The organism is Sphingobium sp. DC-2 (genome assembly GCF_000722555.1).
Classification (GTDB): domain Bacteria; phylum Pseudomonadota; class Alphaproteobacteria; order Sphingomonadales; family Sphingomonadaceae; genus Sphingobium; species Sphingobium quisquiliarum.
On the sequence record NZ_JNAC01000039.1, the window covers coordinates 1 to 26,552 of the forward strand.

The window sequence follows — 26,552 nt, forward strand, 5'->3', positions numbered from 1 at the left end:
CTTACCCGCCCAACTCACATCTTGGCAGGCGGCCTCAACCGTTCGGTTACTTTGAACCCTCGGCCCCAACATTGGCAAGGTTGCTCAGCCATAGTGTGCGCTGCTTCAAAATTCGGCCTCTATCTCGGCAACGGACTTGGTCGCGGATGCGCTATTCAGCGCCATTTTTTCGCCCGAACGATTCCGAAGTGATTCCGGATCGGAATCTCAGTGTCTGCGGCCGAAACGCAAAAAGGCCGCCAATATTGAGTGGTTGCCTTTTTATGACCTCGTTTTGGTTGCGGGAGGGCGCAGTCCCCGTTGGTATAGTTGCCCTCCTCCCCCGCCTTCCTTGCTTACAGCATTGAGAATTCCCATGAGTTGCCCGCACAATTCGGCGTAAACCTGCCCACGGTCAGGGCCGGGCGAGATGATGATTTTCCCAACGATCGATCGAATATCCTGAGCCACCTCATCCCGCAGGGCTGGGTCTTTCAACGCCTCAATCAGATATGCGACGCGCCGCCGGTATAGCTCAGCGAGGTTCGGGTGAATGTCCGGAACCACCACCGAATGTTCGACGTGTCGATGCTGAAGCTCATCCCGCTGCTGTTCGAGATCGCTCAATCGCGCCTTCATGGATGGCTGATACATGCCATCCTCAATCGCAGAGAGAATTCCTGCGATCGCGCGTTCGACCTTGTCCAAACTGCGGCGGTCCAGTTCCGCCTGAGCACGCTGTTCCCGGTTAGCGGAATTGATTTGCTCTATGTAGCTGGCCACGGCCTGCTTCACCGCGTCCGCAGAAACGAGGCGCTCCGATATTCCATGCAACGCACGTTTCTCCAGCATCTCACGCCGGATTGTCCGATTGTTGCCGCAGGTACCCTTTCGGAAGTGGTTGTTGCAGCCGTATCGATCATTCACGATGATGGTGCAGTTCCCGCCGCAAACGCCGCATTCTATCATTCCCGAAAACAGGAAGACGGGCCGATGCAGGTCGCGAAGTCTCTTTCCCTTTGAGACCCGGATACCGTCCGCAACAGCCTTATAGCGCTCTCCGATTTCGTCCGCCCGCTGGCGCACGGCCTGCCACAGCTCGTCAGTCAGAATGCGCAATTCGGGCACATCCTTCTTGATCCATTCAGATTCAGGGTTGGGCCTGGAGACCCGCTTCCCCGTCGACGGGTTTTTGATAAATCGTTGCCGATTCCAAACCAGAACGCCGACATAGAGTTCGTTGTGAAGGATGCCGGTCTTGCGCGCCGCATGTCCCCTTATCGTCGTGTCCGACCATTGCTTGCCAAATGGTCCGGGAACGTTGTCGCGGTTGAGGTCCCACGCGATCGCGCGGGGGCTCCTGCCATTGGAGAACTCTCGGAAGATCCGTTGAACGACCAGAGCTTCCGCCTCATTGATCGATCTCTCGCCACGAACCAGTTCGCCGCTCGCATCGACCCTCTTAAGCACATTGTAGCCGTAGCACAGGCCACCGCCCGATTTGCCCTTCTCGACCCGTCCCCTTAGCCCTCGATGCGTTTTCTTCGCGAGATCCTTGAGGAAAAGAGCATTCATCGTGCCCTTCAGCCCTACATGCAGCTCCGATATCTCGCCTTCGGCGATGGTGATCAGCTTCACGCCGGCAAACTGGAAGTGCTTGTACAAGGTCGCGACATCAGCCTGATCTCGGGAAATGCGATCGAGCGCTTCGGCAAGGATCGTGTCGAATTTACCGAGCTGCGCATCCTGGAGCAGCGATTGAATTCCCGGTCTCAGAATCACGGAGGCGCCAGAGATTGCTGCATCCTGATAGCTTCCGATGATGCGCCATCCTTCCCTGGCGGCCTGATCGCGGCAAATGGCGAACTGGTCGTCTATCGAGGTCTGGCTTTGCATATCGCTCGAGTATCGGGCGTAAAGTGCAGTACGGGTCAAGATGCGTCTCCGGTCGATGGTGCCGGCCTGGTGCGGTAGGCTGCATGCCAAGGATTTAGGGTCCGAACGTTCATCCCTGTGGCCTCTTTGGCATTTCGGGTAAGGAGAATGAGACTGTTCGACGCTGCCGTCGCAGCAATTAGCGAAGCGGTGACCGAGCGGATGTGGTCATTTCGTACGGCGCTCCATGCGTCCGCCACATCGCCATCGACGGGCAAGAGCCTCTCCTCGAAGCAGGCCTTTGCCTCATCGAGCCAATTCTCGAAGCGGGCTGCCGTTTCGGGCTCGATCTCAAGCAAGTCCCTTGCCTGCCGACGGAGTTCACCCAAGCTGAGAGCGCTAAGAAACAGCCTGTCTGCTGACGTCTCTTTTAGAAACCGCGCGACGTTCGGATGCATTGACGCTCGGCGTGTCTCGAACAGCACGTCGGTGTTCAGGAGGAAGCTCTCATTGCCTTTCAACCTTCCCCCTCCCCTATCGCGTGGAATGCCAGGTCAGGTGATGCAAGGTTTGCCTTGGGACCTCCCAATAGCCATTCCTTGAAGTCCGGCCTCTGGGACGTCATTGCCGCGTAGTCGGCAGCAGAGAGCAGTACCGCACGAGGTCGGCCGTGGCGCGTGATCATCTGAGGCCCACGCACCTGTGCCGTTTCAATCACCTCGCTGAGTTGGTCCTTCGCTTCCTGAAGTTGCCAGGCAGGCATATCCAAAACCTCTGCCATTTCGGCTAGAACTATAGCTCAATCATCCTGTTCTTCCAATGGGCCATCGCGTATTTCTGGCACACCAGTTGCGCCCGCCTTCCGCGCCATCTCCTCCCTGGCGAGATGCCGGCCAATCGCTGCTGCTATGCGAAGGATCCGTTCGTCCAGATCGTCCGCGGGGCTCCGCGAAACCTGTGGCTCGCCGCTTGAGCCGTTCACTGCGGCTTCCCCTGAGCAAGAGGAAAGGAACTGCTTTCCTGGCGTTGGGATAAGGTTTTCGGCGGAAGGGGTGAAAACACATTCGCCCCGAACCTTGAAACCAGGCGCCGTGCGACATTTTTGCGGTAGCGTTCTTGCCGCCACGGTGTCGGGCTGTGATAGACACCTACAGCCTGCCAATAACTCCCGCTGGTGCGCAACCCCGACAGGAACAGCCACTTGGCTGCCTGCACGTTGAAGCACGGATCGTTGATCAGCCAGGTGCGTACAAGACCGGGATCGCGGTCGACGAGAACAGATAGCTTGGCTACCCAGGAGCTATTAACCTGGAGAGGACCGAGGTCATGTGTACCGTTGCTGTTCGGAACCTCAGCGCCGATCCATCCGGCCTCCTGATCGCGCAGACCCCACAGCGTCTTTTCAAGCCATGATCTGCCCGCCGATGCGAATTGGATACATCGAGCGATCTCACGTTCCCCGGTGGCAGAGCCGACCGGACGAGACGCCGCTGCAGCTGAACCCGACAGGAGGGCGAGGCCCGCTACGAGCGACGGCAAGGCATAGAGTCCCGACCGCCAGCGCGCGCGCGCGATGGGGAGTCTCATATGCGCTTCCCCCTGACCAAGACGGGTTCACCGCGAATGAGGGCGAGAAGCTGTTCACCAGATATGATCTGGATATGAGGATGACGATTGAGCAGCGTCCGGGTCGATGGTCCGGTTCGTCCAGTGTGAATGAACAGCCCCGGCATACTCTTTGCGGCACATAGCTGCGCGAACGCATCAACATTTTCTGGCCGTATCGTGTCTTTGTAGCGCTTGGCTTGGACAAGCCAGACCCATCCGCAGATCCTTACCTTCCCATCAATACCTCCATCACCGGTGTAGCTCTGGTTTCGGACCACTTCGATCGCGCGGCGTTCAAAGCATTCCAGAAGCAGTTCCTCGAAAGCCAAGGGATCCATGCGGCGCATCCGGGCGAAAACCACCGCCGGAGGTTGGGAGCGATCGCGGCCCTGCAATTGCCGGCACATGATGCGTGCCTGTCGACGTCGCCATCGGTGTTTGACCGGAGTCCGGGAACCACGAAGGAACCAGGCAAGGAGCACAATCCCGACGACAATAGACAATACGGCCCAATCAGCGATCATGGCCGCCTCCGTGATCCTGGGAAGGAGCGTGGGCAGGTTCGGGAGCCGGCTGGGGCGCCGTCGCGGCGGCGCGCCCGTCTTCCCGGTCAGCACCTCGATGGGAACTTCGATCGAGAAGAGATACGACCCACCGGTCCATGAAGGATGCAGCCGACAACGCACGATCCGCAATGCGCTCAGCCAGTCCGGTGAACTGAGTGCTCTCCGCAGATCCACGTTGCGCCGCCGGCTTGTCCTTTCGCTCTTCGCGTTGGGCGCGTTGCTCGGCGCGGAGCTTGTCCCAGCGTTCGGAGTGGCGGGTCGACCGGCCCTTCACACCGTCCCGATCGATCCGCCCCAACCCCTGGAGGGAAGATGTCTTTTCGCCCGTACGCTGCTTCAGTTTTTCGACCAGCCTTTGCCGATTCTCGGTCCACAGGCTGGCCCCGAATCTCGCGCGGGTGATCGCGGTGTAGAAGTTTTGCCCTGTAACGAGCGGCGAGTTGACGGGCGCCAGCACATAGACCCGGTCGTAAGTCTTGGACTGCGCCGAGTAGACGGTTTCGCCATAGCCATGGTCCCAGTTCTTGTGCTGGGAAAGATCGATTTCCTGGCTCCGCCCGTCCCGATCCCATCGGATTGTGGCAACGGTGCCGTTGAGGCGCTCCAGGGTGCCTCGCTCGGCATTCTTGAGATCCAGCTCCTCGTTGACGAGGCGCCATTGTATCCGGTCGCCGGCGGCAAGGTCGCGTTTTTCTTCCTTGAACACGTTGATCTGGGAGGCCCGCCCCAGACGGGGATCCCACTGGATGGTGCGGCCATGTTCATCGACCAGGTTGACCGTCTGACGCCCACGGGCGTCTCGTCCAACGCCAATCACCTTATACTCGGCATCTCGGGCGATCCCCAGCCCGACATTGTCGCGGGAGAACACCACGACCTGACCGCGAGAATAGAAGCGCGCGAAGTGCTTCTCCTGCTCGGTCATGCCGGACGGCGACAGGATCGACAGCCGGGTTTCCTCGGCCGCGATCGCACCTTCCGTTTTCAGCGCCTCGCGGACCTTGGTGTTCACGATCAGACGGGTCGCATTCTCAAGCACGAGAATGTTCGTCTTCTCGCGGTTTTCCGGACTGAGGCGTGTCCAGTCGGCAACGAGCGACGCGGCAAGCTTTTCACTGCTTTCCCCGGTCGTCACCCTGTCCAGCGAGGTAAGCGATCCGTCGTAGTTCTGGAGCCGTGCCAGCCGCACGGCCTGGGTCATCTTGTCCGTTTCCTGCCGGACAGGTTCCCGGAGTTCGGCTTTCGGCAGGCCGAGACGTTGCATCAGCCAGAACGGCTTGCCCTGCTCGATCGCCCCTGTTTGACGGGTGTCACCAATCAGTAGAAGGCGCGCGCCGGTGGTCCTGCTGATCTCGAGGAGACGTACCGCCTGGCGGTTGCCAAGCTGCCCGGCCTCGTCAACAACCAGGACATGACTTTCATCAAGCCTCGCGCCGCCGCTCGCAAGGAGACTGGCAACGGTGCGCGATTCAATATTGGCCTTCTTCCCCAGTTCCGCCGCCGCCGAAGAGGTCGGAGCGAGGGCAATGAGGGTCGCGTCCTCACCCGCCGCACTCCTTAGTGCGCCGATGATGGTCGACTTGCCCGAGCCGGCGACGCCGTGGACACCCACGATCCGGTCTTCGCTCCGGCCGAGATGAAGCAGAGCTGTCCGCTGCTCGGGAGTGAGGTTGTGGGCAAGACCTGCATCCCTGAGGGCTTCGATAGACGCCAGGGGCCGGGCGTCTGTGAGGGCCAGGGCGAGATGATCGGAGAGCGACATTTCGAGACGCGCCGTCCTACGTGACGTTCGACCGCGGGTGTGTATCTCGTCACCGGTAAGGTGGCGGGTTTCGAGAAGTTTGGCTCGCGCCTGATGTTCCTCGACCACGGGACGAATATCGGAAAGCCGAACCTCGCCGACATGTGAAGCCAGGGCCGTCTGCAACAGCCGACCGAGATTGTTGACCGCCTCCTTGCCTTCCGACTGGCGCAGGCCGAAAAGCATGGCACGCGCCGCCGTCTGCGCCTCGACCTCAATACTGCGCTCACCAATTTGCTCGGCGTCGGCGCGCGCCTCCATCACCGCCTCGGCATGTTTGCCAAGCCGCCCGTCCCACCGCTGATGGAGCTCTTCGAGTGAGACTTTCTGCTTTGGTCCCCGAGTGGCATAGAAGGATTTCTGCCGTGCCGCCTGCCCGGTCAGGCCATGCTCTTTTGCATGAGCCTCGATCTGTTCGGCGCGCTGCGACATTTCGGTGATCAGGTCCTTGGGGACGCCCCTGATCTCGAACAGGCCACGACGAGGGTCGAACTCGACATCGTAGCCGCGCTCGCGGAGGAGGTGTGCCAATTCATTGCGGTACACCTGCCCGGCCGCCATCTGCTCGGCGAACATGGCGCGAGTTTCCAGGCTGACCTTCTTCGCTCCATCCCGCTCGTCGGTGATGTTCATGACGACGACGTGCGTGTGAAGATGGGGATCGAGCTCGCGAGACGCATGCTCGGTGAAGCGCGCCCAGATCAGCCGGCCGGTCGTCTTCTCGGTGACCTTGCCATCGACGCGGTGCCGCATCGTGGCGTGTTCCTCGAGATAGTTGAGCGCGACCCCGACCGCCTGCTCATGCGCCTCAACGATCCGCTCGTCGCCGGAGACGAGTGCCATGATCGACACCGACTTGGGGGCGTTTACGGCGAAGTCCCACCCCGGATGATGCTGGATGTTGCCATCTTTCCGCTGGCGACCAAGCTGCTGGTCACCGACCTTACCGGCTAAGAGTTCCTTGAAGACGGCAGGGTCGACCTCACCTTCCAGTCCCAGTTCGGTGGCGATCTTGCCACCCCATTCGGAATGCTCGTCGGCACCCTTGGTGTAATAGTCGCCGACCGTGTAGTACCGAGCGATGTTGGCGGGTTTGCCCTTGAGGCGGATGGGATTGATCATGCCGGCCTCGCTGCATTGCGGGTGCCGTCATGGCGGCCGTGCTGGCTGAGACGGAAACACGCCGGCTTCCCGAACAGCTCGAGCGGTGGTGGTGGGTTGCTTGCTTCCCCTTCCCGGCCGTTGTCGGTCGGAGGAGACGCCGCCTCTTCATCGGAGGGTATGCCGGTCGGTCCCGTAGCGTCGCTTGGCGGTACCAGGGGCAGTTCGGCTCCTGGATCACTGGGGGCAGCACGTCGCCGTTTCGTCGGGGTAGCTTTCGGCTTGGCTGGTGTTATCGGCGCTGTCGGCGCCGGGGGCGCCGATGGCGTTGGAACCGCCATCCGAATGGGCGCGGCGCCCCGCTCCTCGAACGCCTCGCCGATGGAGGCGACCTTGTTGTAGCTGTCCTCGAACCGGACCACCGGAAGGCTGCGACCGAACCGCAGATAGCCCATCAGGTTGGGCAGGTTTGTGACCTCGGTGTGCATGACCAGCGGTCGGGTTACCTGCATGCGCGAGAGGTTCACCCCGTCGCGCATATCGTTGACCCCGTAGGACATGCCTTCGTTGGCTTCGACCTGTTCGACCTGGCCGAAATTTTCGCTGACATGCTTCGCTGTGGGGGTGTCGTTGGCCCGCAGCGCCACCCAGGTGGAGCAATAGCCGGTGATCGCCGCAGCGTCCTGGATGCCGTAGGTCGCCTCGAGCTGGGGATAGCTCTGGAAGCCGAGGATACCGCAGCCTCCATACTTCCTTGCGCGGGCCAGGAAGTCGCCGAGCGAGGGCAGGCGCTGGAGCGTCGGCAGTTCGTCGATCACGCAATAGAGGCGCCGGTTGCGATCGGGCGTCATGCTCATGATCGCGCTGATCGCGATGTCGAGCCATACCGTGATCAGGGGGCGCAGCGAAGGCAGCTGGTCCGCCTTGACGGTGATGAAAAGCCAGCTGTCGTCTTTCTCGTTGGCGACCCAGTCGCGGATCGAGAAACCATCAGCGGTATCGTCGAGATAGGAGAAGCTGCGCATGACGGAGGCAAGCTCAGCCTGGATACCGGCGCTGGTGCGTTCGCCCTCGGTCGAGATGAATGCCGCCGCATCGGTGCCGGCGGCAAAGGCTGCGAGGTCCTTCAGCTTGGAGCGCAGCAGCGTGTCGAGCAGGATCGAAACGAGGGTGCGTTCCTGCCGAGCCAGCTTCCGCAGCACGGCGACCAGCGTACCGCGCGCCGCCTTCGCCCAGAAGGGATCGCCGGTCTTGTCAGGGATCGTGGACTCGGCGATCTGATCGTAATGATAGTCCCTCGGGACGTCGACCCAGGGCGACCAGCAATCCGCCCGTGCGTCGAGCGGATTGAGCAGCACGTCGATCCCCGGCCGGTAGAATTTTTCGACGAAGGTGCCGGCTGTGTCATAGACGATCGCGCGGCGCTTTCGCTTCCGGATGCCGTCGAGCATCTTGACGATGATGTTCGTCTTGCCGGTACCTGGCGCACCGCAAATCAGGATATGTTCGGGTTCGAAGGCGTCGGGTACATTGACCCCACCAATGTCGAAGCTGCCCTTGGCGTAACGCCAGAGAGCGCGGCGGACCTGCCGCACTGTGCCGAACCGCGCCCCGCGCAGGAACTGATTGGAGCCGAGGCCTTTCCCCGTCCGGGTGAAATAGAACCACGCCCAGAAGAGCATCGCCAGAGCGAACACACCGGAGAGCGCTGCGCCGTGTAGCAGGTAGGTCTCGAAGGCGGCGAGCGTCTTGTGGGCGACACCTGAGTCGAGCAAGCCCTTGGGTGTTGTCCAATATTGTTTGCCCGCCGGTGTCTTGAATAAGATCGGGGTCGCGTTGCCGGGAACAGCGTCGCCCATGAAAGCCGCTTGGCCGAGCTTCACCAGAACGAAGCGCTCATACTCTGAGGATTTCTCGAGCGCATACCAGATGATGCCGCCGATCCAGATGACCAGTCCAGCGAGGAAGGTCTGGTAGAAGACCTGGGTGGTCATCCGGACGTTGTGGACGATGGCCTGGCCGCCGCGAGTCCAGGAGCCGAGGGTGTCGTGACGAAAGATGCTCATGACCGGTCCTGCTCGGGGTCGAGCAGCCCCCTTTCGCGGAGGAGGCGACGGGCTTCGCCCAGTCCCTTTTGGAGGATGTCCGGAGAGCGCTCGCCGACAGACGTGGCGAGGATGGCGAAGGCCTGGATGACCGTCGCATGGAGCTCATCGAAGCGGGCGTGATATCCCGAAGGATCTGTGCCTTCGAACCGTTCAAGGATGTCGCGACAATAGGTCGCGGCGCCGAGACCTGCGTTGCGCGCATGGACGGAAAGGCGCGCATAGAGATCATCGTCTATGCGGATTGTAATACGTGCCAAGCGGCGGACTCCTTGTCCGGCACGCCAGCAACGTGGTGAAGCGTCGCCCTTATAGCCGATTTGCGCCGTGATCTCAACAATTTATCGAAACTGCCGCTGGCAGCCAGAGAGTGCCAAGCGAGATCAATCGGTTAGGCCGGCAGCATTCTGGGGCTGGCTGCCGGCGGCAGCCGATCAGTGCCAGATGGGCTGCCGTCCTGTGCCGCTAAAAAACGGCGGAAATCCGGGCGATTCGCGCCCGCAGCACCCCGTGCGTGGGGTGCATTACACCCGCCTCCGGCGTGCGTCCCTCCTCCGCAGCGCGCTTGCCCGCTGCGCCCGTCGACTCGACCGTGGGCGGGTCTCCCCGGTTGGGTGCGTTTGCGGGCGTGATCTCATTCCGATCGCCGGGAAGGCATTGCATGGCGGTGGTCCTTGGTGGATAGTCGAGGGCGGCGGGCAGACCTCCTTGAGCAAGGAGTCTAAGAATGCCCAAGATGACGGAACGCGAACGGCTGGCGAAGATCGAGGCCGATCAGCAAAATCTCGCGCGGGAAGCCGAGACGGTGCGGCGTGGATTGCGCGCCCATTATGGGAAGCTGGCGACGGAACTGCCGGTCGAACGCTTAAGCGAGCGCGAATTTCGCGACGTGCTGAGCCAAGCGATTCGAGTCGGCGGCGGCGTGGCGATTGCCGCGCTCAAGGGGCTGACGGCACAAGGCATCCAGGCGGAACCGTCTGCGGGGTCGGCTCGCAAGCGCGCGGTTGTTCCCCCGGCTGGCGGTGATGACGCCTCAACGGCTGTGCATCCTTAGCGGAAAGGGGAGCGACGTTGGCGGGCGGTACGCCCGGCAAAAGGAGCGGCGCGGGGAAAACCGTTCGGGTTTCCCCCGCTCGTGCCAAAGGCACGACAAGGGGCCGGGAGCGGTTGCCCGCCCCGGCCCTTCTCTTGGTGGCTTCGCGATCAGGCCGCTATGACGCGGCGCTTCTTTTTGATCGGAACATCGGGCGCCTGATCTGCCCGCATGAAAACATGGGTTGGGACACGGTGGCCCTTCTCCGGGTTGAACAGGTCATAGAGGCTCGACTGGATGCCCGACCCTTCGCATAGCAACGCCTCGACGGGCATAAGCTCGGCAATGTTGCGATTGCGCCGGAAGGCTTTGCCGTTGCCGCGCCCATAAAGGCCGAACGCGATGCAGACCACGCCCCGTTGCGCTGCCCATGCGGCGGCGGCTGCATCGACCCCAAGGCGCTGCCCGGTGGTGACAAGCACCATGTGAGGAATGCGCGTTCTGATCTGGTCGAGCCGTCCCCAGATAATCCGCCAATCGTGCCAGTCGGAAGGGCCGGACACGACCACGACGGGGCCTTGCGGGTCGTATCGGTCACGCTTCCGTTCAGACCTTGCGCGCAGGAAGTCGAGCGCCGAAATCTGGCTGGCGGTGGTGACATGGGACGCGCGCGAACCCTTGGCGGGCGACCATGGGCGACCGGCATAGGCACGATACATTGCCGCCGCATAGTCGCGCATGGCTTCCATGGCGGCGCGCTGTTCCGCGACCGACTGGCATTCAAGCTGGGTGTCCTCCAGTTCCTTGTTGAACACCTCGCCCGGTTCCAGACGGCGGGCCATATCGCGAATGGTATCGGCCAGCCTGTCCTCGCGGCCTTCCAGCTTGTTTGCGACGAAATGGAAGCTGTTTACGAAGCCCCATGCGAGTTCCGGGGCAAGCGGGTCCAGTCGGGTATCGCCTAGCAGATCGAAGATGGCGGCGATGATGCCGCCGCATTCCGCCTGTGCCGCGAGAGGATCGGGCATGAAATGTTCGGCAGGTTCCTCGTCCGGCTCGATGATGGTGAGGGGCAAGGGGTCGCCGAACGATGCCACGAAATCGGGCGTGGCGATGGCTTCGGCATAGAGTTCCGGCAGGTCGGCAAAGCTGCTAACGCTGCGCAAGGCCGTTGGCTTGCTCATGGGATGGGTTCCTTTGGTCGGGTGACGGTTCAGGGTCCGGGGAAGCGTTCCAGCGCTCCCCCGGCCCGCCTTGGGTGCCGCTTAGAAGGGCACCTCATCGTCAAGGCTGCGTCCGCCGCCGGTATATCCGCCGTCCGGTCCAGCGGTGCTGCCGCCGGAGAAACCGCCGCCGGTCCGTCCGCCGAAACCGCCCGACCGCTGACCGCCGCCATTGCGCCCGCCAAAGCCGCCGCCCTGCGCCTCGCGCTCGCGTTCGCGCCGCCACTGGACATCGAAGCCGTTCGTCTCGTCCCCGAAAAGGGCGATGGGCAGCGGCTCGCGGAAGCTCGGATCGTCCACCATGCCGGACAGGAACACCTCGTCATTGGACTTCATGCGGCGTTCCCAGACCACGCCGATCTGGATTTCGTCGCCAGCGCGGTTCGTCTCGTAAATCTCATAGACGGGGGCGCTGTCGCTCTGTCGATCCTCGACGCGGCGCATGATAAGGTAGGGAAAGCGCATTTCGCGGGTGGCGATCTTGCCGATAATGTCGCTGGCGCGCTCGTCGAACTTGAAGCTACCGATCTTCATGACTTCATCCTTTCTCTGTGCTGTGGCTCGTTTCTCTTTCCCGGCCACATCAGAACCCTACTCCCTCCCCTCCATTACTTCCATAACATTGATTTCTTGACAGAAATCCATCGTACCTGGTGAGCCCGAGCATCAAACGGCCGCGTCAGCGGCCCACAAATGACGAAGACGCACCGGCCGCTTGCGGCCGGTTCTGCTTGAATGGAAAGGGAGCGTGGGCCGGCTGACAAGTCATCGCACCCGGAGCCGCCCTCGCAGGTCCGAAGGCGCAGGGCGGGGCTCTTGTCCGCAAGAAGCACGGGAGGGGCTCTAGCGAAGCTTGGCGAAAAGGGGCCGGCGCTTCTGTTGAAAACAGACAAACATCGCCGGCCCCTTTTCGCCTAGCGTAGCTTTGTCCCGACGCAATTCTTGCGGACGAAACCCGTCCTGCAACGCACGGATCCTGCGAGGGCGGCGAAGGGGGTGATGGCTTGTCTGCTCGCTCCACGATCCGCATCGCGCGACTAGCGCGATTCCTTAGGCGAAGCCTGCATTGCGATGGTCGTGCCGGGCCTTCTGACGTCTCGGGAAGAATGCCTCCCCTGCCCGGCCTCCCCGCGGAAGGGATCGTTACGGCGTCAGCCGCCAAGACCCCAAAGGGGGCTTGGTCGGAGCGGAGCGGAGATAGAGCCCGGTGCCCGCTTTAGCGGGCATCCGCCCGACCTCGGGATGTCTATCCTGTCGTTTATCGCTCGGCGTGCAATCCCGAGATGCCCCGCTTTCACGACAAACCGGAGGCTTGCCCCAGTGCAATGCGCTGGATCGTGGTTGCCGGATCATCGCCCCGTGCCGAGCTTGCGCCATCGGGCACCATGGGTCGTGGACCGCTCGAAGCCATAGCCGGCCCACACAAGGTCGTCATCAAGATAGGGGTCGTTGGCGAGGAGGTAGCGAACCGTCATGCTGTTGCCATGCTGGACCAGATATTGCTGGTTGATCATGCGGGCCGCGTCAGGCGGCAGGGTAGAATTGCTGAACCCCGGCGGGCCACCGGCGATGATGAAGGCGCCACAATATCGATCGAGCGTGAGCCACCAGGTTCTCAGGTCGTTGAAGAAGGCGCCGAAGATGGATTGATGGCCCGGCGCCGAGATCATCAGCGTTGGGTTCGTCGATGTCCGCAAAGGGATCGGCGAATGGCAGACCATCACATTGATGGCGTCGGCGTCCTCGGGGATATTCGTGTCCATCGCGCCCTCGCGAAACAGGGCATGCGCATTGTCCGCGGATGCAGCGATCCATGCGTGCATCTCCTGCTCGTCCTCGCTCAAGTCGCCGTCGAGCGCGCCATCCGCGAAGCGGGCGGACTCAGCCTCTATGAAGCGCAAGGTCTCAAGGTTGCGACGTTGGAGGTGACGGGCGAAACCATAGATCGGTATCTTGTCGGTCTCAGCGAGACTGGTGCCGGCACCCTCGACGATCTTCCTCCAGGCCGGACTGTTGGAGAAGGGCGTCTCGATCATATGGTTGATCGGACCTTCGATCGACCCTGCGACCCCGTCCGCGACATAGTCATGGATGGAGTCCTCATAGCCGATGCGATCGATCGATTTGCGGTCGATGGCGAGGATATCGCCATGTCGTTCGACCATGCGGACCTTGTTCGCGTCGTCCGGGCAGGCAAAGCGACGGAGATAGAATTGCGGCACATAATGATGCCGCTTGGGCCTCTCGGCGGTCATTCTCGCGTTTCCTCGGCAGGGGGAGCAGCCCTGACCGATGCGGCCTGTGCGTCGATATCAAAGCCGTCAATCGAGAGGCCGACGATCATGTTGATGAAGGTCTTGGCCTCCGCGATCACCGCCTCGGCCTCATCCTTGTTGCTGAAGGAACCTTGGTGGACGACGGCGTTGCGGACGGTGTTGATCTTGCCCGCCGAGCTGATCAGGGCGCGTGCGGTTGGGCTTGTCCGGGGGGTCGCGAAGAAAACGGGTACGAACAGGCGCTCGACCTTCAGTGGGAGACCATTCGCCCAACGGAGGAACTGGTCGACGATGGCTGCATCGAATTGGGTCTTCTTGCCCCACTCGGTGCGTACCGCATAATTGGCGGCGATTTCCGCAGCCGTGGCGCAGCGCACGATCGCCGCGGATGGTTCATCGCGCCCATGGAGCCCCGACAATTTGGTCCATTGGGACTGGAGTTTCTCAAGGTCGGTGCGCTCATTATAGGGCTTTCGCGAAGATTTCCGGTGGGCATCGCCTTTGGCACTCTTCACGCATTCCCCCTGTGTCTAATTGCACGCACCTCTATCGCATCGTCGTCACCACGGCGAGGTCTTGATGACTTGCAACTATGGGAGAAAGCTTCACCTTTTGGGGCGCGCGAGGAAGCGCGCAAGAGGATTGTGATGATGTCGACGGCGGAGCGGTTACCCAGGATCTTTCAGGCCAATCTCGGGCGGTTCTTCGATCGCGTGATCTTGCCCGTCATGGACAAGCTGCCGTCCCATGCGGGCCTTGAGACCGGGGAGGCCGATAGCCTTGATCAGTTTCTCGATCGGGCGGCGGCGCAGGTCGACAATTATACTGCCAATGAGGCGGCCAAGGCGTTTGTCCTTACCCTCGCCGGTTTGTTCGAGCGACAAATGAGCCGCTGGGCGCGCGCGATACAGGATGCTGGGGGTTCCGATATGGGCAAGCTCAACGGCTTTGAAGCACTGCTCGCCGGCTGTGCCGAGCGCGCCGGTATCGACCTTATGCTTGAGCCTCTTGGAGAGGCTCTGACGGAGATGTTCGTGGTTGCCAATGTCGTGCGTCATGGAGAGGGGCGATCCTGCGAAAGGCTGCGCGCGCTTGCCCCGCACCTCTGGGATGAGGAGTCTGTTGACTATCACGATCTCCTCCCCGGAACGCCGGTGGCAAGTGAACATGTGCGCATCCGGCAAGCGGACCTTGAGCGCTATACCCGGGCCACGACGCGGTTCTGGGGCTTGGCCGATCCCCTTCCCCTGGCGGTGACGAATCCGCCTTATGGGAGCCTATGACGGCGTGCCGGAGATGTTCGAACCGGAGGACGAAGAGCCACGCTATCGTCGGGTGTCCGACATCGGGCGGAGCGATCTTTTCGAGGCGCTGAAGTCGCTGGCCGGTTTTGCCGAGAACCCGTTTCTCGTGATGCAGGCGAGCCAGCTTTGCCATGTCGATAATCTGCTGAACGGCCTTGAAGAGCAGGTCCTGCAACAGATGGCGGAGGATGATCCGCCACGGTCGACCATGGCCATGGTGCAGGCGCTTTCACCGATGTGGATCTTCGCTGCCTATGAATTGCTGCGCACGTGGCGGCAGCGCTGTGAAGAGGTCATCAAACTGGCCGAAAATGGTGGGTTCGACCAGAAGGCGAGCCATCTCGAGCGCGAGCTTGGGTACCGTCATTATGACCGGGAGCTTCGCGCGCAGCAGTTGCGTGATGCGCAGGAACGGCCGGAACTGGTGGATCAGATGCGACTCGATCTGCGCCGCACGGAAATGGGGTTCACCACGCTGGAGTTCATCCGGGTTGCGCTCGCCAAGCATGAGGTCAGCAAGAAGGGCAACAAGAAGCCCATCGCCTTTGCTCCGGGGCTGGCCCTTCCCAATTGCCATACCGGATCGGTGGACTATGAGATGAGCAATGGCGGCTCGATTATCGGCTATGTCTCCCGTCGCGACATTGCGGAGACGATCCGGTTTTTCCCTGAGGCGGACAATCCAAGCGATGAGGATCTGACCGGATTTCGGCACTATATGAACCCGCCCGATGTCGAGCCACCAAGTTCGAACGGGAGCACGCCATGACCAAGGGGATGCCTGCGCAACCCCAGCCAAAGGCGTTTGATCTGCTGGCGTCGCTGGCAGCCTTTGCGCAGCGTGAAGGCGTCGCCCTCAACGATCCGACGCTGATCGACAGGTTCATGACCGATGCTCGACCGAGGCTGGAAACGGCGCTGTCTGATGCAACCCTGATCCATGGCTCGCGGACCGAACGGCTGTTCGAGGCGACGATTCTGACCCTTGGGCGCTATCGGATGCTGAAGACCGAGGACATCGGCCGTGTTCATGGGAGCGCAGTATCGCGTGCTCCGGATTTCCGGGTTGTTCTCAACGATGGCGAGCAATGGCTGGTCGAGGTCAAGAATGTCCGTAGCCAGAAGCCGTTCAGGCAGCGCACCTCCATGTCGGCGGCTTATCTCAACTCGCTGCAATCCTATGCCGACCTGGTCGGCACGCCGCTCAAGCTGGCGATCTTCTGGTCGCTCTGGAATATCTGGACGATCATTCCCCCGGGGCCTTTTCGCCGCCCTGATGGCGGCCTGCGCGTGACTATGCAGGAGGCGGTGATGGCGAATGAGTTCGGCAGGATCGGTGAGGTGATCATCATGACGCGGCCACCGCTCCGTCTGGTGCTCGACGCCGACCGGAAAATGCCGAGAAAGTTGAGCCCGGAGGGGTTGGCGGAGTTCATGATCGGCGCGGCGCGCATGTATAGCGGGGATACAGAACTCACCGATCCTCGTGATCGCAGGCTGGCGCAGATTCTCTTCCTGTTCGGGGATTGGACCGTGGGCGAGCCAATCGCACGGATGGATGGTGGCGAGATTGGAGGTGTCGAGTTCGTGGCGCAGCCTGAGGACCCATCGGACCAGGGCTTTGACGGGATCGGCTGGGCCAGCCGGATCTTCAGCCACTATTATGCCGCGCAGACGGTCGACGGCGATCAGGTGATCCAGCTCCATGGCGAGGCGGTGCCCGAATGGTTTGCGCCGCTGGGGGCTTGGGACTTCAAGAACAGCCGGCTCCCTTTATGGCTGGGGCACATCGAGCCGAACAGCGATCGGATCAAGGCCGAGTCTGATCCCGATTGACTGGTCGAGTCCTGCACGAATGGCTGTGGCGATATCACCATTCAGCTCGTCGGATCTCAGACCGAGAAGGGAAACCACGCGTCGGCGCAGTTCGGGAATATATTTCACGAACTCGCGGTCCTTGCGCTGGTTTGCCAACAGGGTCTCGATCGCCTCAAGACTCCATAATATGGTAATCCAGCATTCCATGAAATCGACCGGCATGGCCTCGAAATCGCGTGCGAGCATGACGCGTCGTATTGCGGGCTTCCCGCCGCAGAAAAAGGCGACAAGGACGCGCACGACGAAGCGTGGCCAGCCAAGGAGGGCGCTGGATGTATCCAGGCCCTTCGGCAGATCAGGGCATCGGGCCTTGTAGAGGAGAAACAGGACCCAGTAGCGCAGCCGCAGCACGTCGCTGGAACCGAGCGCCTCCTCGTCGGCCTCAAGTCCTTCGGTATATCCAAGAATATGCCGCTCGTAGAGCCGGGCGTCGACCGGGGTGGGCGCGAGCGATGGCTTGTCAGTGTCGCGATGTTCAACGCTTTCATCGGCCGGGTCATCCTCACGGTCGGTGTCGGCCTTTTCGTCCGAGAGGTCATCGAAAGCTGTGTCGTCTTCGGCGGATTGATCTGCTTGAGGGCCGCGGCCGGAGAGCAGATTGAGGAAGTCGCGAATCGTGTCGCTATATGTGCCGGCAAGACTGTTATCGCCCTCGCCGCCCGAACGGCCGGCGCCGGAGCGCGCCTGGGTGAACTCCTCATAGCTCAATGAAACGGGGGCCGCCGGCTCGTCCACGCTTTTGCGCTCCTGCGGCCGGGCGGCCGACAGGGCGCGCGGCTGGGTCACGGCCTCGAAATCCGCGCGCACAAGGGTTTCGAATGCCTGATGCATCCAGAGATCGAAATCAGCGCCATCGATGAAGGGCGCGAGCGCGCGTGCCACGCTGCCGGTCGCTACCTCCCGACGTCCGGCGCGCAATATCTCGCGATGCGTGATGTGCGCGAGGGTCGAGACGAGATCGCCGGTGGCCAGTCGAGCGAAGCACAGGGACTTGTGCAATGCGGGCTCTACCGGTGCGCGCCGCCGGTTATCGATCTGGACGAAGGATCGCACCGGGATCGTCCCGATCAGGCGCACAGACCGGTCGAGCAGCTGGATGTCTCCATCTGCCACATCCGTTTTCGCGGCTGTCCAGATGAGCTGGCCCTGGTCGAGTTCGAAGATGCCGGGCTGGCGGGCTTCGATGGTATCGAGCGGGATCGGGGATGTCACAATCGGCGGTGACAGGTCGGAGAGCTTGATCGGCTCAGCGTCAGTCCAGCGTTCGAGGCCCAACGCTCGACCCGCTGCACCGGCGGGAAGCCTGCGATAGATGCAGGCTTCGGCATTGGCGCCTGGCATCCCGGCTGATCCGAGGGCGGCACTGGTACAGTTGGCGCTGCCGAAGAGGATATGGTCGTGATCAGCGGTCGAGGCGATGATGATCTTGGCGTGCGTGAAGCGCCGGGATGGCCACTGAAGATCGACGATCGTCGTCTTTCTGGCAAAGCGTGCATCGACCGGAAATTCATGATGGTTGCGGTCGATCGGAAGGATGATCCGGGTCGGGGAGAGGCGCTTCGAGAGATTGGCCAGCGCAGCGAGATCATGGTCCCAATAGGGACTGATTACCGTCAGACTCTGGACCCTCGCGCCCTGGATCAGTGACACGAACTGATCTGCGATTCCCGTGTCGCCGGGCCCATCGAGGAAAGCGATGCCGGTCCCGTCCAGTTCGTGCACCGCATCTCCTGGTGCCCCGCCGAGCCAGGTCGCACGCTCTTGCGTCCAGCGCAGCGCGTCACGCGCTGGAGAACTGGCGGCGGGCACAAGTGCGTCGAGATAGCGCCAGATAGAGCGAATGATCTCGCGCTCGGGGCTGTCTATGTTCTTGCATTCGATCTCGATCGCGACCTCGGCGTTGCCGGCAAGGCCCGATGCGGTAAGGTTTGCGGAACTGACGATCGCCCGGGCGCTTTCGCGACCAACTTGCAGGATGATTTTCGGGTGGAAAATGCCGTTGGCGGCAGGCGGGCTGTAGAGCGCATAGTCGCGACCAAGGGCGGCAGGAAGGGCTGAGCCTTCCGAAAGCGCGAGCGCGGTCATGCGCGCGTCGGTCAGGAGGAGGAGGTTCGTGGCGCCGCTGGCCATGAGCTGCGGCAGCAGGATTTCCTCGACCGCCGCGAACTCCAGGGCGAAGCTGGTGGCGATTGCACTATGGAAAGGGCGGCCGCTGCGGCGACCCAGACGATCGGGGAGCTTCATCGGCCGGCATCCCGCGCCGCCCAGCCGAGCGGCGTCAGGCCATCATCGTCGAGAAGATGGATGTCAGCGAGAAACTGGATTGCGGATGCCAGCCGCGGTGTGGTGGCGACCGGCTGGTAGGCAGCGAGATAGACGAAACGCCCCTCTTGCTGCTCGAACAGGAACGTATAATCGCCCTGTCGCCGCAGTTTTTGCATGGCGACATGGCTATGCCGCCTGATGATGCGCTCGATCATATAGTCGGCGATCAGCGTGGCGATGCTCTCCCCTTCCCTGCCTTCGAGCCATGATATTTCTGTCCGTAGCGAGTGGGCCATCCCGCGATCGGGCAGACCTTGCGCGGCGGCGGCAGCCAGTTCGGGACGGCCGAGGAGTCGCTGATGAAGCGCAGCAATCAGCAGGCATGCGCTGACGGCCTTGTCGGCAACGGCGCCGCGCGCGCCGGTGAGTTCGGCCCACATCGCGGCATAATCGAATATGTGGGGATCGATCGCGAGACGCAGCGCGCGCCAGCTCGAGTCCGGATCGGGGTCATCCAGCGTTTCGAGATGGGCGACGACCTCCGCTCGGATCTCGGCAAGCGACCGGCCTTGTGGCTCGGCGTTGATGATCGCTATGCCCCATGCGAGCAGCGCGGCGCACGCCACCTGCATCATGTCCTGGCATTGATAGGCTTCCCAGGCGAGCCGCTGGGTTTCGAGGCTGGAGGGAAGGGCCGGCTCGGGTGGATCAAAAAGATGCCAGCGGACCTGTTCGGGGCTTGGCCACTCCTTTTGCGTGAAGGCGGTTTCGAGGATGAGGTCGAGCGATGCCGCGCGGCTCGGCCCTGACTTTCCTGCGTCACCGGACCGGGCGAAGAGCAATGTTTCGTAGAAAGTCCGCTCCTCGCTTTCTTCCGCGATCTGCGATGGTGCGATGGGTTGAAGCCGGTCGAGTTCGCGAAGGCTTACCTTGGCGTCGACGATCTTCTGTCGCAGGAGTCTGGCGAGGTCCGGTCCGATGGCGTCGGCAAACAGGGAGGCCGCGCGACGGCCGAGATCCTTGGTGGTGACCTGGATGCCGTGGCGGTTCTCGGTGAAGAGGTTCATTTCGGCCATCTGGCTGTAATAGGCGCCGCCGAAGACGCCGAGCGACTGGCGAAGGTACCGTTCCTGCGCGGGATCGGTCGAGGCGGCGGCTTCAAAGTCGATCACGCGTCCCGAGGTCGCGAGGCGCCGATTGGCCCATTCGATACCGCCGACGCCGGTTTCACCCGTCCGTGCTGACACGAGGGCGTAGAGTGCCTCGGCGCGGCGCACCCAGATGCGCCAGGCTTCGAAGTCGCTGGTCGCGTCCCGGCGGGCATAGGTTTCGCTGACCCAGCAATAATAGCCATAGTAGCGCATGCGCAGCGTGACGTTGCTGATGCCCGGGAGCAGTGACTGATAGAGCAGCACGCCGCTATTCTGCATGCCGAGCGGGTCGAGCCCGCGCTTTTCGGCTTTTTCGGTCCATTGTGGCAGCAGGATCATCGGCCCTCGGTGATTGTTCGGGCCAGTGGCCTCATTTCACCATAGTAATGAGCGGTGAAGTAATGGTGATCAATCGAGCGGATCATTTTGCGGGACAATCTGGCCGGCACGTCGCATCGAGGTTCCCGCGATGGCTGCGAGAACCAGGCCTGCAATCACGAAACAGAGGTCGCCGACGATGCGCCACGCCAGCACCCCCGCGACTCCGCCGAGCAGGAAGGACAGCACCGTACCCGTGTGAAGGCTCAATCGGGTTGTAATTTCCCCGCGATCCGCAGGGCCAGCCTTGCCGCGAAGGATATCGAGCATCCTGGCGAGTCCAATGCCGATGTCAGTGGCCATGCCCGATACATGGGTAGTGCGCACCCGCGCGTTCGAAATATGGGTAACGATGGCGTTTTGCTGCCCCATGAGGAAAGCGAGGCCGATGATCAGCATCGGCACCCCTGCGGAGCGATCGAGCGCCATCCGCGTAAGACCGAGCGCGGCAAGAAGAGCGGCTTCGACCAGGATTACGCGGGCGTAGATAGTGCCGATCCCGCGCCGCAGGCCTGAGCCGATCGCGAGTGTCGAAAGCATGGAGCCAATAATGAAGGACAAGACTATGGCGAGATAGCCAAGAGCATGCCCCCATTGTCCCATCGCGAGCAGGCTGGAGAGGGCGGACACATTTCCGGTCATGTTGGCGGAGAAGAAGCCGACCTCGTGAAACGCCGCCGCATTGAGTCCGCCCGCCACCCACGCCAGCGCAAAGGCAAGCTTGCGGTCGAGCCGACTGTCGCGTGCGTCGCCCTGGCGGATCAGCATTCCGCGATCATCCGCGCGGCTGCCCGATACGCACGACTTTGGTGCGGCCTGTCTCGCCGCGAACGAGCTGGATCGAAGAGACGGGTTGGCCAAGGGCGTGGGCGAGAAGGCGCAGGATCGCTTCATTGGCCTTGCCGCCCTCGGCTGTGGCCGTTGTGCGCACAAGAAGTTCCAGGCCCCCGGCTTGCGATGGTAGAAGGATTGCGTCGGCCGAAGCATTTGGCGTGGCGCGGAGCGCGAGACGTCCTTCGCGATCCGCCAGCGCGCGGATTTCGATCGCAGAGGGCATCGGGATCCGGCGCCGCGCCATCAGCGCTTGCGAACGAACTCGGCGCGCAGCACGAGGCCCTTGATGCCGTCGAACTTACAATCGATTTCCTGGGCGTCACCGGTCAGGCGGATCGCCTTGATGAGCGTTCCGCGCTTGAGCGTCTGACCAGCGCCTTTGACGTCCAGATCTTTGATGAGTGTCACCTGATCGCCGTCGGCGAGAAGGTTGCCGACAGCATCCCGGACTTCCGGCTGAACGGCGGCGTGCTGGCGCTGGGCAAGTTCGGAAGCTGGCAACCATTCGCCACTTTCCTCATCATAGACATAATCTTCGTTGCTATCGGTCATCTGTCCTTGTCCCTTGGTCAGTCACTGTTGGCCGGCGACAGCCTGGCGCAAGCGCACACCGCGTCCCCCGGTCTGGCTGGTCGCATTCTCGCCGATCAACTCGACACCTGCGCGTTCAAGCGCTGTGACGACCTTGACCAGCGTTTCCACGACACCCCGCACCTGTCCGTCCGACGCTTCCATCCGCTGGATCGTGGGAAGCGATACGTTTGCCAGTTCCGCCAGTCGCTTCTGGTCGATGCCGAGCAAGGCTCGCGCCGCGCGCATCTGCTGTGAGGTGATCATGCTGCGCTTATGACGTATAAGACATCATATTTCAATCTTACACCATCACTATCCATATGTTATACCCAAGCCAACCGGAAACTTGGAATATGGCAGACGTGATCTCGTGATGCACATCGCAATGACGCGGATCGACCGATTCGGCGGTGCTCGGCGCGTGATGGTGCGATGAAGACGGGCAAGCGGATCAGGGGCTTTTTCCTCCTCCAGAATATGATGCTGAAGGATTTCGTCCGGGAGGGAAGCGCGCGGCAGGCGCTTGCGCGGGAGGAGGTCGACCGACTTTGCCGGCTGGAGGCGCTCAACGCTGCCGAGCTTGAGAGATGGGAGCAGGATCTCTTCATGGCCGGTGACCAGCCGACGTTTCGGCAGAGAGGCGGCGGGTAAGGAGGACTGCTCATATCGCGCGAACGAATCCGGCGCTGTCCTGCTCGCTTGCCGTCAGCGAGCGATTTCAGAGGCGGTTACAGGTTCGAGCTGATTTGAGGCATAGTTCCCCCCTTACCGGACCATCCGGCCATCAGGCCGGACCGATCCACAGCAATTCGAGGATGCTTGCTCCGCGCTGCCAGGCCTCGACCCGAACCCGTCGATCCTGATGCGTACGAAGATCCGCGTCTGTTTGAAGGCGCCAGAGAGGCCCCTCCTCGACCTCCAGGAAAGGGCCACGCTCGTTTAGCCGCAGTATCCCGTGCAATCGCAGCGGCGCCTTGCTGTCAGTCATGGGCGAGTGCCTCCGGGATGGAGACTGTCCGAGGCGAGCGGGATAAAAAAGACAGAACAGACATTGCCTCCGCATGGCATAAGCGTGTTCAGACTTGCAATCTTGTTCATTTTATGTTCTCAGGCACACTGAGGAGCCACGCCATGATCCGCGATTATCTCGCCAGTTATGATTATAACTTGCCGCTGGACGATGCGGCGGTCGATCCTGATCTGCCACTGGTTCGCCGCCGGCTGGCGAGCCTCGCGGCGAGCGAGGGTCTGGATGGCGGCTATTACGAGGCCCAGGAGATGGCCGAGGCGTTTCTCGATGCTGCCCGAGAGGCGAATGCGGGCATCGAGGCGGAGGACAGCCCTGCCCGTGTTCGCCTGCGTGATATTCTGGATCGCGACCTTGCCTATCAGCATGAGCTGTTCGATGAAGTTTGCCAACTGCCGTTGGCGGACGCAGCCGCGCATCTGGCCTGGCTTGCCGATTTGATGAAGCGGCGGGCAGATATGGCGCGGCCAATCGCGGCCGAGCTCGGTTATCGCCACTGACGCGGCCACCTTCGGTACAATCAAGCCTTTTGCCGCCCTTCATCTTCGACATGCGTGCGTGCATTGGCATGGCCTGATGCGTGACTTTCAGGCATTTCCCAGGCGGGTTGCCACCGAGCGAACGATGCACGCTTGCTTGTGGATCGGCGTGGAAAAAGGGGTCTGACTCATATTCCGTGCACCTCGTATCATGCTGGCGCCATGACCCTTGCCTTGAGCAGGTCGATTTTAGCGCGCCCGAACATCTGGCGCTTGATCGCCTTGAGGCGGTTTATTTTCCCCTCGACCTGACCGCTGGACCAAGGCGTGGCGATTGCGGCGGCGATGGCGTCCTTGTCCGCCTCGACGCCGGCGGCGAAGGCGGCGAGCTTAGTGTCTGCCGCCATGGCGATCCATGGATCGAGCCGCGCTTCGTCCTTCGAGCGCATCATGGCATGGAAGCGATCGAGGGCCTCACGTGCGGTGATCAGCGCGGGCACGGCCTTTTCGATCACCGCGTTGATCAAGGCGGTTTGCGCAGAACCGGTCTCGCGTTCGGTGGTCATGCTGCGCGCAATGGTCCGCGCGCTCAGCCCAGCGCCACCAGAGTGGCCGAGTTTCTCATCGCGACGGCGGCGCGTGGCCCATTCGCTGACAACCCGCAGGGAGCCGGCAAAACCGGATGCCTTCAGCCGACGCCAAAGTTCCGCGCCGATCCGGCACCCCGCGTTCCACTCGGCCTCGAGTGTCAGCGACCAAGCGTCGAGCGAACTCTCGCGGCTGCGGAACGTATCGTGCCGCTGGCCGCGCAGAACCTTCCGGATCGTCTGGCGCGAAACGCCGGTCGCGCGCGCCAAGGCCTTGATCGGGATGCCTTGTGCGGCCAGATCGATGATCTGACGATTGAGCGCCTCACGCAATTGCGCACCATCCCACTGGATGCGCTCGGCGCGGGTCAAGGTTGCGGGGTCAACCGGGCCAGTGGGCGCCAATGCCCGACGTAGGCAGGGCATCTCCGAGCGCACTGCGGCGAGAAACGCCGCCGAGGCATTCTCGAACAGGTGCCAGCGGTCGGCCACCTGCCGCGCCTGCGGCGCCGCTTCGCTGGCTGCGGCACCATACCCCGGGCCTCGGTCACGGCAGATGATCTCGACCTGCGGGTTCTGGCGCAGCCACGCGATTACAGTATCGCGCTGGCGATCGGGCAGGAGGTCGATGACCTGACGGCGCTCGAGATCCACAACGATGCTGCCGTAGCTGTGGCCGCGGCGCCATGCGAAGTCATCGATGCCGACCACCCGCGCGGGCGGCGGCAGTTCGGCGGCAGGATCACCACGCCGTAGGACACGCAGCATCGTGTCGCGCGACCACGGCACCGCTAGTCGCGCCATCATCCGCGCCCCGGGCCGACCGCCTAGCGCCACCGCGACTGCCCGTACCAAGGCGTCACAGCGGCCCACCCTGCGGCCATATCGACGGCCAACCGGGGGCGCCAATGGTTCGCTGAACGTGCGTCGTTGGCAAGACGTGTGCGTGCAGCGAAACCGACGGACCGACAGCCGAAGCCGAACCGTGCTGCCGCTGACCGGCAAATCCGAAAGCGTGCGGTCGTATCGACTGTGAAAGGACGTCGATGGGTTAGCGCAGTCCGGGCAGATCGCTCCAGCAGACGCCAAGCGGCCCGAAACCTCGACAGTTCCGTCCACGACAGCCCTGCTCTCCACAATCAAACCGGGTAGCGTCAGGCTGCTATCCCATGCTTTCACGGCCATTGACCCGTACTCCTCGCTTTCCGTGAGCTGGAGTTCGCGGCTGCCCTTCGGATTTGTCAAATCTGCACGGAATATGAGTCAGACCCCTTTTTGCGCGCCGATTGACACGCTTGCTCGGGTCCGAGCGTAGCGAGAAGCTTAAGCTCAGCGTCTGTGAGTTCTTCCTCGGTGGAATAGGCATCGATGGTATAGCTGCCCCGCGCGAAGGTGTCGGCGGAAGGCCGCACCATGGCGGTGTAGGATTGTGGCCAGGCGCAGATGAGCAGCCAGGGCCAGTTCGGTATCTGAGGCTCATAGCGAGCGAAGATGATGTCACGGGTGCGCAAGGCAGACGGGCGCCGGTCGAGAAGAGCGGGCGCTACCGGGGTCATCCGCGGCTCGCACAGAAATGCCTCGAATTCGTGCATCTCTGCGAGGCTTTCGAGGATCACGGGGTAGTAGCGGCCGAGTGCCAGACCTCCGCCCGAAAAGCGAGGTGGGATGTCGATCAGCAGGATATCCGGCAATGTCGGGAGTGGCCGGTGATAATAGAGCCTCGCGGCGGCCAGGTCATCGATAAGTCGCATGAAGAGAGTTTTTCGGTGAAGCTGTTTGGCAGTCAACAACAGTCGCAGACAGATTGACGGTATCGTCATGCCGCGAGCCGTTCGACACCCGCATTGAACCGATCGATCCAGTCCCGCATCGTCGGTCGTTCGGCGAGTGGGATCTGGGCCGCGACCCGTTGGAAGTCGATCAGATCAACCGGTGCGCCGGCAATGATCGCGTCTATTTCGGAAGCAGGCAGCAGAGCGCGTTCGCGGATGAAGTGGGTCATCGAGCCGGGGCGCTCACGCGTCGACTTGCGCCACAGACCCTCGACCGTCACAAGACGCGGAGCGGCGCGAGCCTCCACCAATATGATCAGACGGAGGCACCAGCCTGGAAGGGTGATCAACTCGCCCGTTTTCTGTGCGAGACAAAGCCAGCAAGCCGATTTGATCGGCACGGGCAGGCCTTCGGCACGGATCCGCGCGATGCAGGCGTCTCGATCCCAACCCCAGGCGCGCAGCGGATAATGATAGTCGTACAGGTCGCTGATATGGCCTTCGCGATGGGCATAGCGGCGGCTATCGGCGGGCGAGCTGTCATAGCCGATGAGCTTGACAACCTTGCCGCCTTCAGCCCATATTTTCCGGGCCGGCGCCCATGAATTAACCCATTGATCTTGCGGCTGTATTTTCCATTTATGGCTGCATTAGGTCTGGATCGACCTGTCTTATTGGCCTCGCAAAGCTCGCATTTCCGTCGTTCCTTCACCCTCTCCTCTTGCATGACGCCCGAT

The 26,552-nt window shown here is 62.1% G+C and carries 27 protein-coding genes and 1 pseudogene; 6 read left to right on the forward strand and 22 right to left on the reverse strand.

What is annotated here, in order from left to right; translation table 11 throughout:
• Window positions 1-261 precede the first annotated feature (261 nt).
• The 8 genes from ET21_RS0108010 to ET21_RS0108040 all read right to left on the reverse strand — a co-directional run bounded on the left by ET21_RS0108010 (window position 262) and on the right by ET21_RS0108040 (window position 9,295).
• Window positions 262-1,914: a recombinase family protein gene (locus ET21_RS0108010; protein ID WP_051768060.1), complete on the reverse strand. Its 1,653-nt coding sequence runs from the start codon at window positions 1,912-1,914 to the stop codon at window positions 262-264.
• A complete protein-coding gene (locus ET21_RS0108015) occupies window positions 1,911-2,375 on the reverse strand; it encodes a PIN domain-containing protein (protein ID WP_030539247.1) in 465 nt (154 codons plus the stop codon). The genes ET21_RS0108010 and ET21_RS0108015 overlap by 4 nt, the downstream gene beginning before the upstream one ends.
• Window positions 2,372-2,635: a type II toxin-antitoxin system Phd/YefM family antitoxin gene (locus tag ET21_RS28890; RefSeq protein WP_051768061.1), complete on the reverse strand. Its 264-nt coding sequence runs from the start codon at window positions 2,633-2,635 to the stop codon at window positions 2,372-2,374. The genes ET21_RS0108015 and ET21_RS28890 overlap by 4 nt, the downstream gene beginning before the upstream one ends.
• A gap of 197 nt (window positions 2,636-2,832) precedes the next feature.
• Window positions 2,833-3,441 (reverse strand): lytic transglycosylase domain-containing protein, encoded by a 609-nt coding sequence (locus ET21_RS27005; protein WP_081856635.1) that lies wholly within the window; start codon window positions 3,439-3,441, stop codon window positions 2,833-2,835.
• Entirely contained in the window at window positions 3,438-3,986 is a 549-nt protein-coding gene (locus tag ET21_RS25695; RefSeq protein ID WP_037470503.1) for a restriction endonuclease, read from the reverse strand. The genes ET21_RS27005 and ET21_RS25695 overlap by 4 nt, the downstream gene beginning before the upstream one ends.
• Complete coding sequence (gene mobF / locus ET21_RS0108030) at window positions 3,976-6,951, reverse strand: MobF family relaxase (protein ID WP_030539250.1); 2,976 nt, start codon at window positions 6,949-6,951, stop codon at window positions 3,976-3,978. Before mobF ends, ET21_RS25695 begins: the two co-directional genes overlap by 11 nt.
• The gene (locus ET21_RS0108035) at window positions 6,948-8,996 is read right to left on the reverse strand and encodes a type IV secretion system DNA-binding domain-containing protein (RefSeq protein ID WP_030539251.1); all 2,049 of its coding nucleotides are present in this window, start codon (window positions 8,994-8,996) and stop codon (window positions 6,948-6,950) included. The genes mobF and ET21_RS0108035 overlap by 4 nt, the downstream gene beginning before the upstream one ends.
• Window positions 8,993-9,295 (reverse strand): hypothetical protein, encoded by a 303-nt coding sequence (locus ET21_RS0108040; protein ID WP_030539252.1) that lies wholly within the window; start codon window positions 9,293-9,295, stop codon window positions 8,993-8,995. The genes ET21_RS0108035 and ET21_RS0108040 overlap by 4 nt, the downstream gene beginning before the upstream one ends.
• Window positions 9,296-9,762: 467 nt before the next feature.
• Between ET21_RS0108040 and ET21_RS25700 the strand changes: the two genes are divergently transcribed.
• Window positions 9,763-10,089, forward strand: a complete 327-nt coding sequence (locus tag ET21_RS25700; RefSeq protein WP_037470504.1) for a hypothetical protein — start codon at window positions 9,763-9,765, stop codon at window positions 10,087-10,089.
• A gap of 149 nt (window positions 10,090-10,238) precedes the next feature.
• Here ET21_RS25700 and ET21_RS0108050 read toward each other — a convergent pair whose 3' ends face one another.
• The 4 genes from ET21_RS0108050 to ET21_RS0108065 form a co-directional block, all read right to left on the reverse strand.
• Window positions 10,239-11,252, reverse strand: coding sequence for a DUF2493 domain-containing protein (locus ET21_RS0108050; protein WP_030539254.1), 1,014 nt, complete (start codon window positions 11,250-11,252; stop codon window positions 10,239-10,241).
• A gap of 81 nt (window positions 11,253-11,333) precedes the next feature.
• Window positions 11,334-11,825: a DUF736 domain-containing protein gene (locus tag ET21_RS0108055; protein WP_030539255.1), complete on the reverse strand. Its 492-nt coding sequence runs from the start codon at window positions 11,823-11,825 to the stop codon at window positions 11,334-11,336.
• 815 nt (window positions 11,826-12,640) lie between these two features.
• Window positions 12,641-13,546: a DUF4238 domain-containing protein gene (locus tag ET21_RS0108060; protein WP_030539256.1), complete on the reverse strand. Its 906-nt coding sequence runs from the start codon at window positions 13,544-13,546 to the stop codon at window positions 12,641-12,643.
• Window positions 13,543-14,082, reverse strand: coding sequence for a hypothetical protein (locus ET21_RS0108065; RefSeq protein WP_237751512.1), 540 nt, complete (start codon window positions 14,080-14,082; stop codon window positions 13,543-13,545). The genes ET21_RS0108060 and ET21_RS0108065 overlap by 4 nt, the downstream gene beginning before the upstream one ends.
• A gap of 132 nt (window positions 14,083-14,214) precedes the next feature.
• Here ET21_RS0108065 and ET21_RS0108070 point away from each other — a divergent pair, with 132 nt between their 5' ends.
• Genes ET21_RS0108070 through ET21_RS0108080 form a run of 3 tightly spaced genes read left to right on the forward strand, consistent with a single transcriptional unit; the run spans window position 14,215 to window position 16,707 of the window.
• Complete coding sequence (locus ET21_RS0108070; RefSeq protein ID WP_030539258.1) at window positions 14,215-14,850, forward strand: hypothetical protein; 636 nt, start codon at window positions 14,215-14,217, stop codon at window positions 14,848-14,850.
• A complete protein-coding gene (locus ET21_RS0108075; RefSeq protein WP_081856636.1) occupies window positions 14,837-15,640 on the forward strand; it encodes a hypothetical protein in 804 nt (267 codons plus the stop codon). The genes ET21_RS0108070 and ET21_RS0108075 overlap by 14 nt, the downstream gene beginning before the upstream one ends.
• The gene (locus tag ET21_RS0108080) at window positions 15,637-16,707 is read left to right on the forward strand and encodes a hypothetical protein (RefSeq protein ID WP_030539260.1); all 1,071 of its coding nucleotides are present in this window, start codon (window positions 15,637-15,639) and stop codon (window positions 16,705-16,707) included. The genes ET21_RS0108075 and ET21_RS0108080 overlap by 4 nt, the downstream gene beginning before the upstream one ends.
• Here the strand turns inward: ET21_RS0108080 and ET21_RS0108085 are convergent.
• The 6 genes from ET21_RS0108085 to ET21_RS0108110 all read right to left on the reverse strand — a co-directional run bounded on the left by ET21_RS0108085 (window position 16,645) and on the right by ET21_RS0108110 (window position 22,214).
• Window positions 16,645-18,993, reverse strand: coding sequence for a hypothetical protein (locus ET21_RS0108085; protein WP_030539261.1), 2,349 nt, complete (start codon window positions 18,991-18,993; stop codon window positions 16,645-16,647). The two genes, ET21_RS0108080 and ET21_RS0108085, sit on opposite strands and share 63 nt — an antisense overlap.
• Window positions 18,990-20,504, reverse strand: a complete 1,515-nt coding sequence (locus tag ET21_RS0108090; protein WP_030539262.1) for a hypothetical protein — start codon at window positions 20,502-20,504, stop codon at window positions 18,990-18,992. The genes ET21_RS0108085 and ET21_RS0108090 overlap by 4 nt, the downstream gene beginning before the upstream one ends.
• A 69-nt stretch (window positions 20,505-20,573) precedes the next feature.
• Window positions 20,574-21,311, reverse strand: a complete 738-nt coding sequence (locus tag ET21_RS0108095; RefSeq protein ID WP_030539263.1) for a YoaK family protein — start codon at window positions 21,309-21,311, stop codon at window positions 20,574-20,576.
• Window positions 21,312-21,318: 7 nt separating this feature from the next.
• On the reverse strand, window positions 21,319-21,600 hold the full coding sequence (locus tag ET21_RS0108100; RefSeq protein ID WP_237751513.1) for a DUF167 domain-containing protein: 282 nt from the start codon (window positions 21,598-21,600) through the stop codon (window positions 21,319-21,321).
• Between the two features lie 20 nt (window positions 21,601-21,620).
• Window positions 21,621-21,929: an alkylphosphonate utilization protein gene (locus ET21_RS0108105; RefSeq protein WP_030539265.1), complete on the reverse strand. Its 309-nt coding sequence runs from the start codon at window positions 21,927-21,929 to the stop codon at window positions 21,621-21,623.
• A 21-nt stretch (window positions 21,930-21,950) separates the two neighbouring features.
• Window positions 21,951-22,214, reverse strand: coding sequence for a helix-turn-helix domain-containing protein (locus ET21_RS0108110; RefSeq protein WP_030539266.1), 264 nt, complete (start codon window positions 22,212-22,214; stop codon window positions 21,951-21,953).
• A gap of 168 nt (window positions 22,215-22,382) precedes the next feature.
• On the opposite strand from ET21_RS0108110, the gene ET21_RS0108115 reads away from it, so the two are divergent.
• Complete coding sequence (locus ET21_RS0108115) at window positions 22,383-22,601, forward strand: hypothetical protein (protein WP_030539267.1); 219 nt, start codon at window positions 22,383-22,385, stop codon at window positions 22,599-22,601.
• A gap of 133 nt (window positions 22,602-22,734) precedes the next feature.
• On the opposite strand, the gene ET21_RS0108120 is transcribed toward ET21_RS0108115, so the two are convergent.
• On the reverse strand, window positions 22,735-22,938 hold the full coding sequence (locus ET21_RS0108120; RefSeq protein WP_030539268.1) for a DUF5818 domain-containing protein: 204 nt from the start codon (window positions 22,936-22,938) through the stop codon (window positions 22,735-22,737).
• Between the two features lie 17 nt (window positions 22,939-22,955).
• Here ET21_RS0108120 and ET21_RS0108125 point away from each other — a divergent pair, with 17 nt between their 5' ends.
• Window positions 22,956-23,477, forward strand: a complete 522-nt coding sequence (locus ET21_RS0108125) for a hypothetical protein (protein ID WP_237751514.1) — start codon at window positions 22,956-22,958, stop codon at window positions 23,475-23,477.
• A 188-nt stretch (window positions 23,478-23,665) separates the two neighbouring features.
• Here the strand turns inward: ET21_RS0108125 and ET21_RS0108130 are convergent, their stop codons facing one another.
• The 3 genes and pseudogenes from ET21_RS0108130 to ET21_RS0108140 all read right to left on the reverse strand — a co-directional run.
• Window positions 23,666-25,228, reverse strand: a complete 1,563-nt coding sequence (locus tag ET21_RS0108130) for an ISL3 family transposase (protein WP_081856637.1) — start codon at window positions 25,226-25,228, stop codon at window positions 23,666-23,668.
• A 56-nt stretch (window positions 25,229-25,284) separates the two neighbouring features.
• A complete protein-coding gene (locus tag ET21_RS0108135; RefSeq protein ID WP_193378969.1) occupies window positions 25,285-25,863 on the reverse strand; it encodes a hypothetical protein in 579 nt (192 codons plus the stop codon).
• Window positions 25,860-26,465, reverse strand: a pseudogene (locus ET21_RS0108140) (hypothetical protein); the annotation flags it as partial. The gene ET21_RS0108135 and the pseudogene ET21_RS0108140, both read right to left, overlap by 4 nt.
• Window positions 26,466-26,552: the final 87 nt, after the last annotated feature.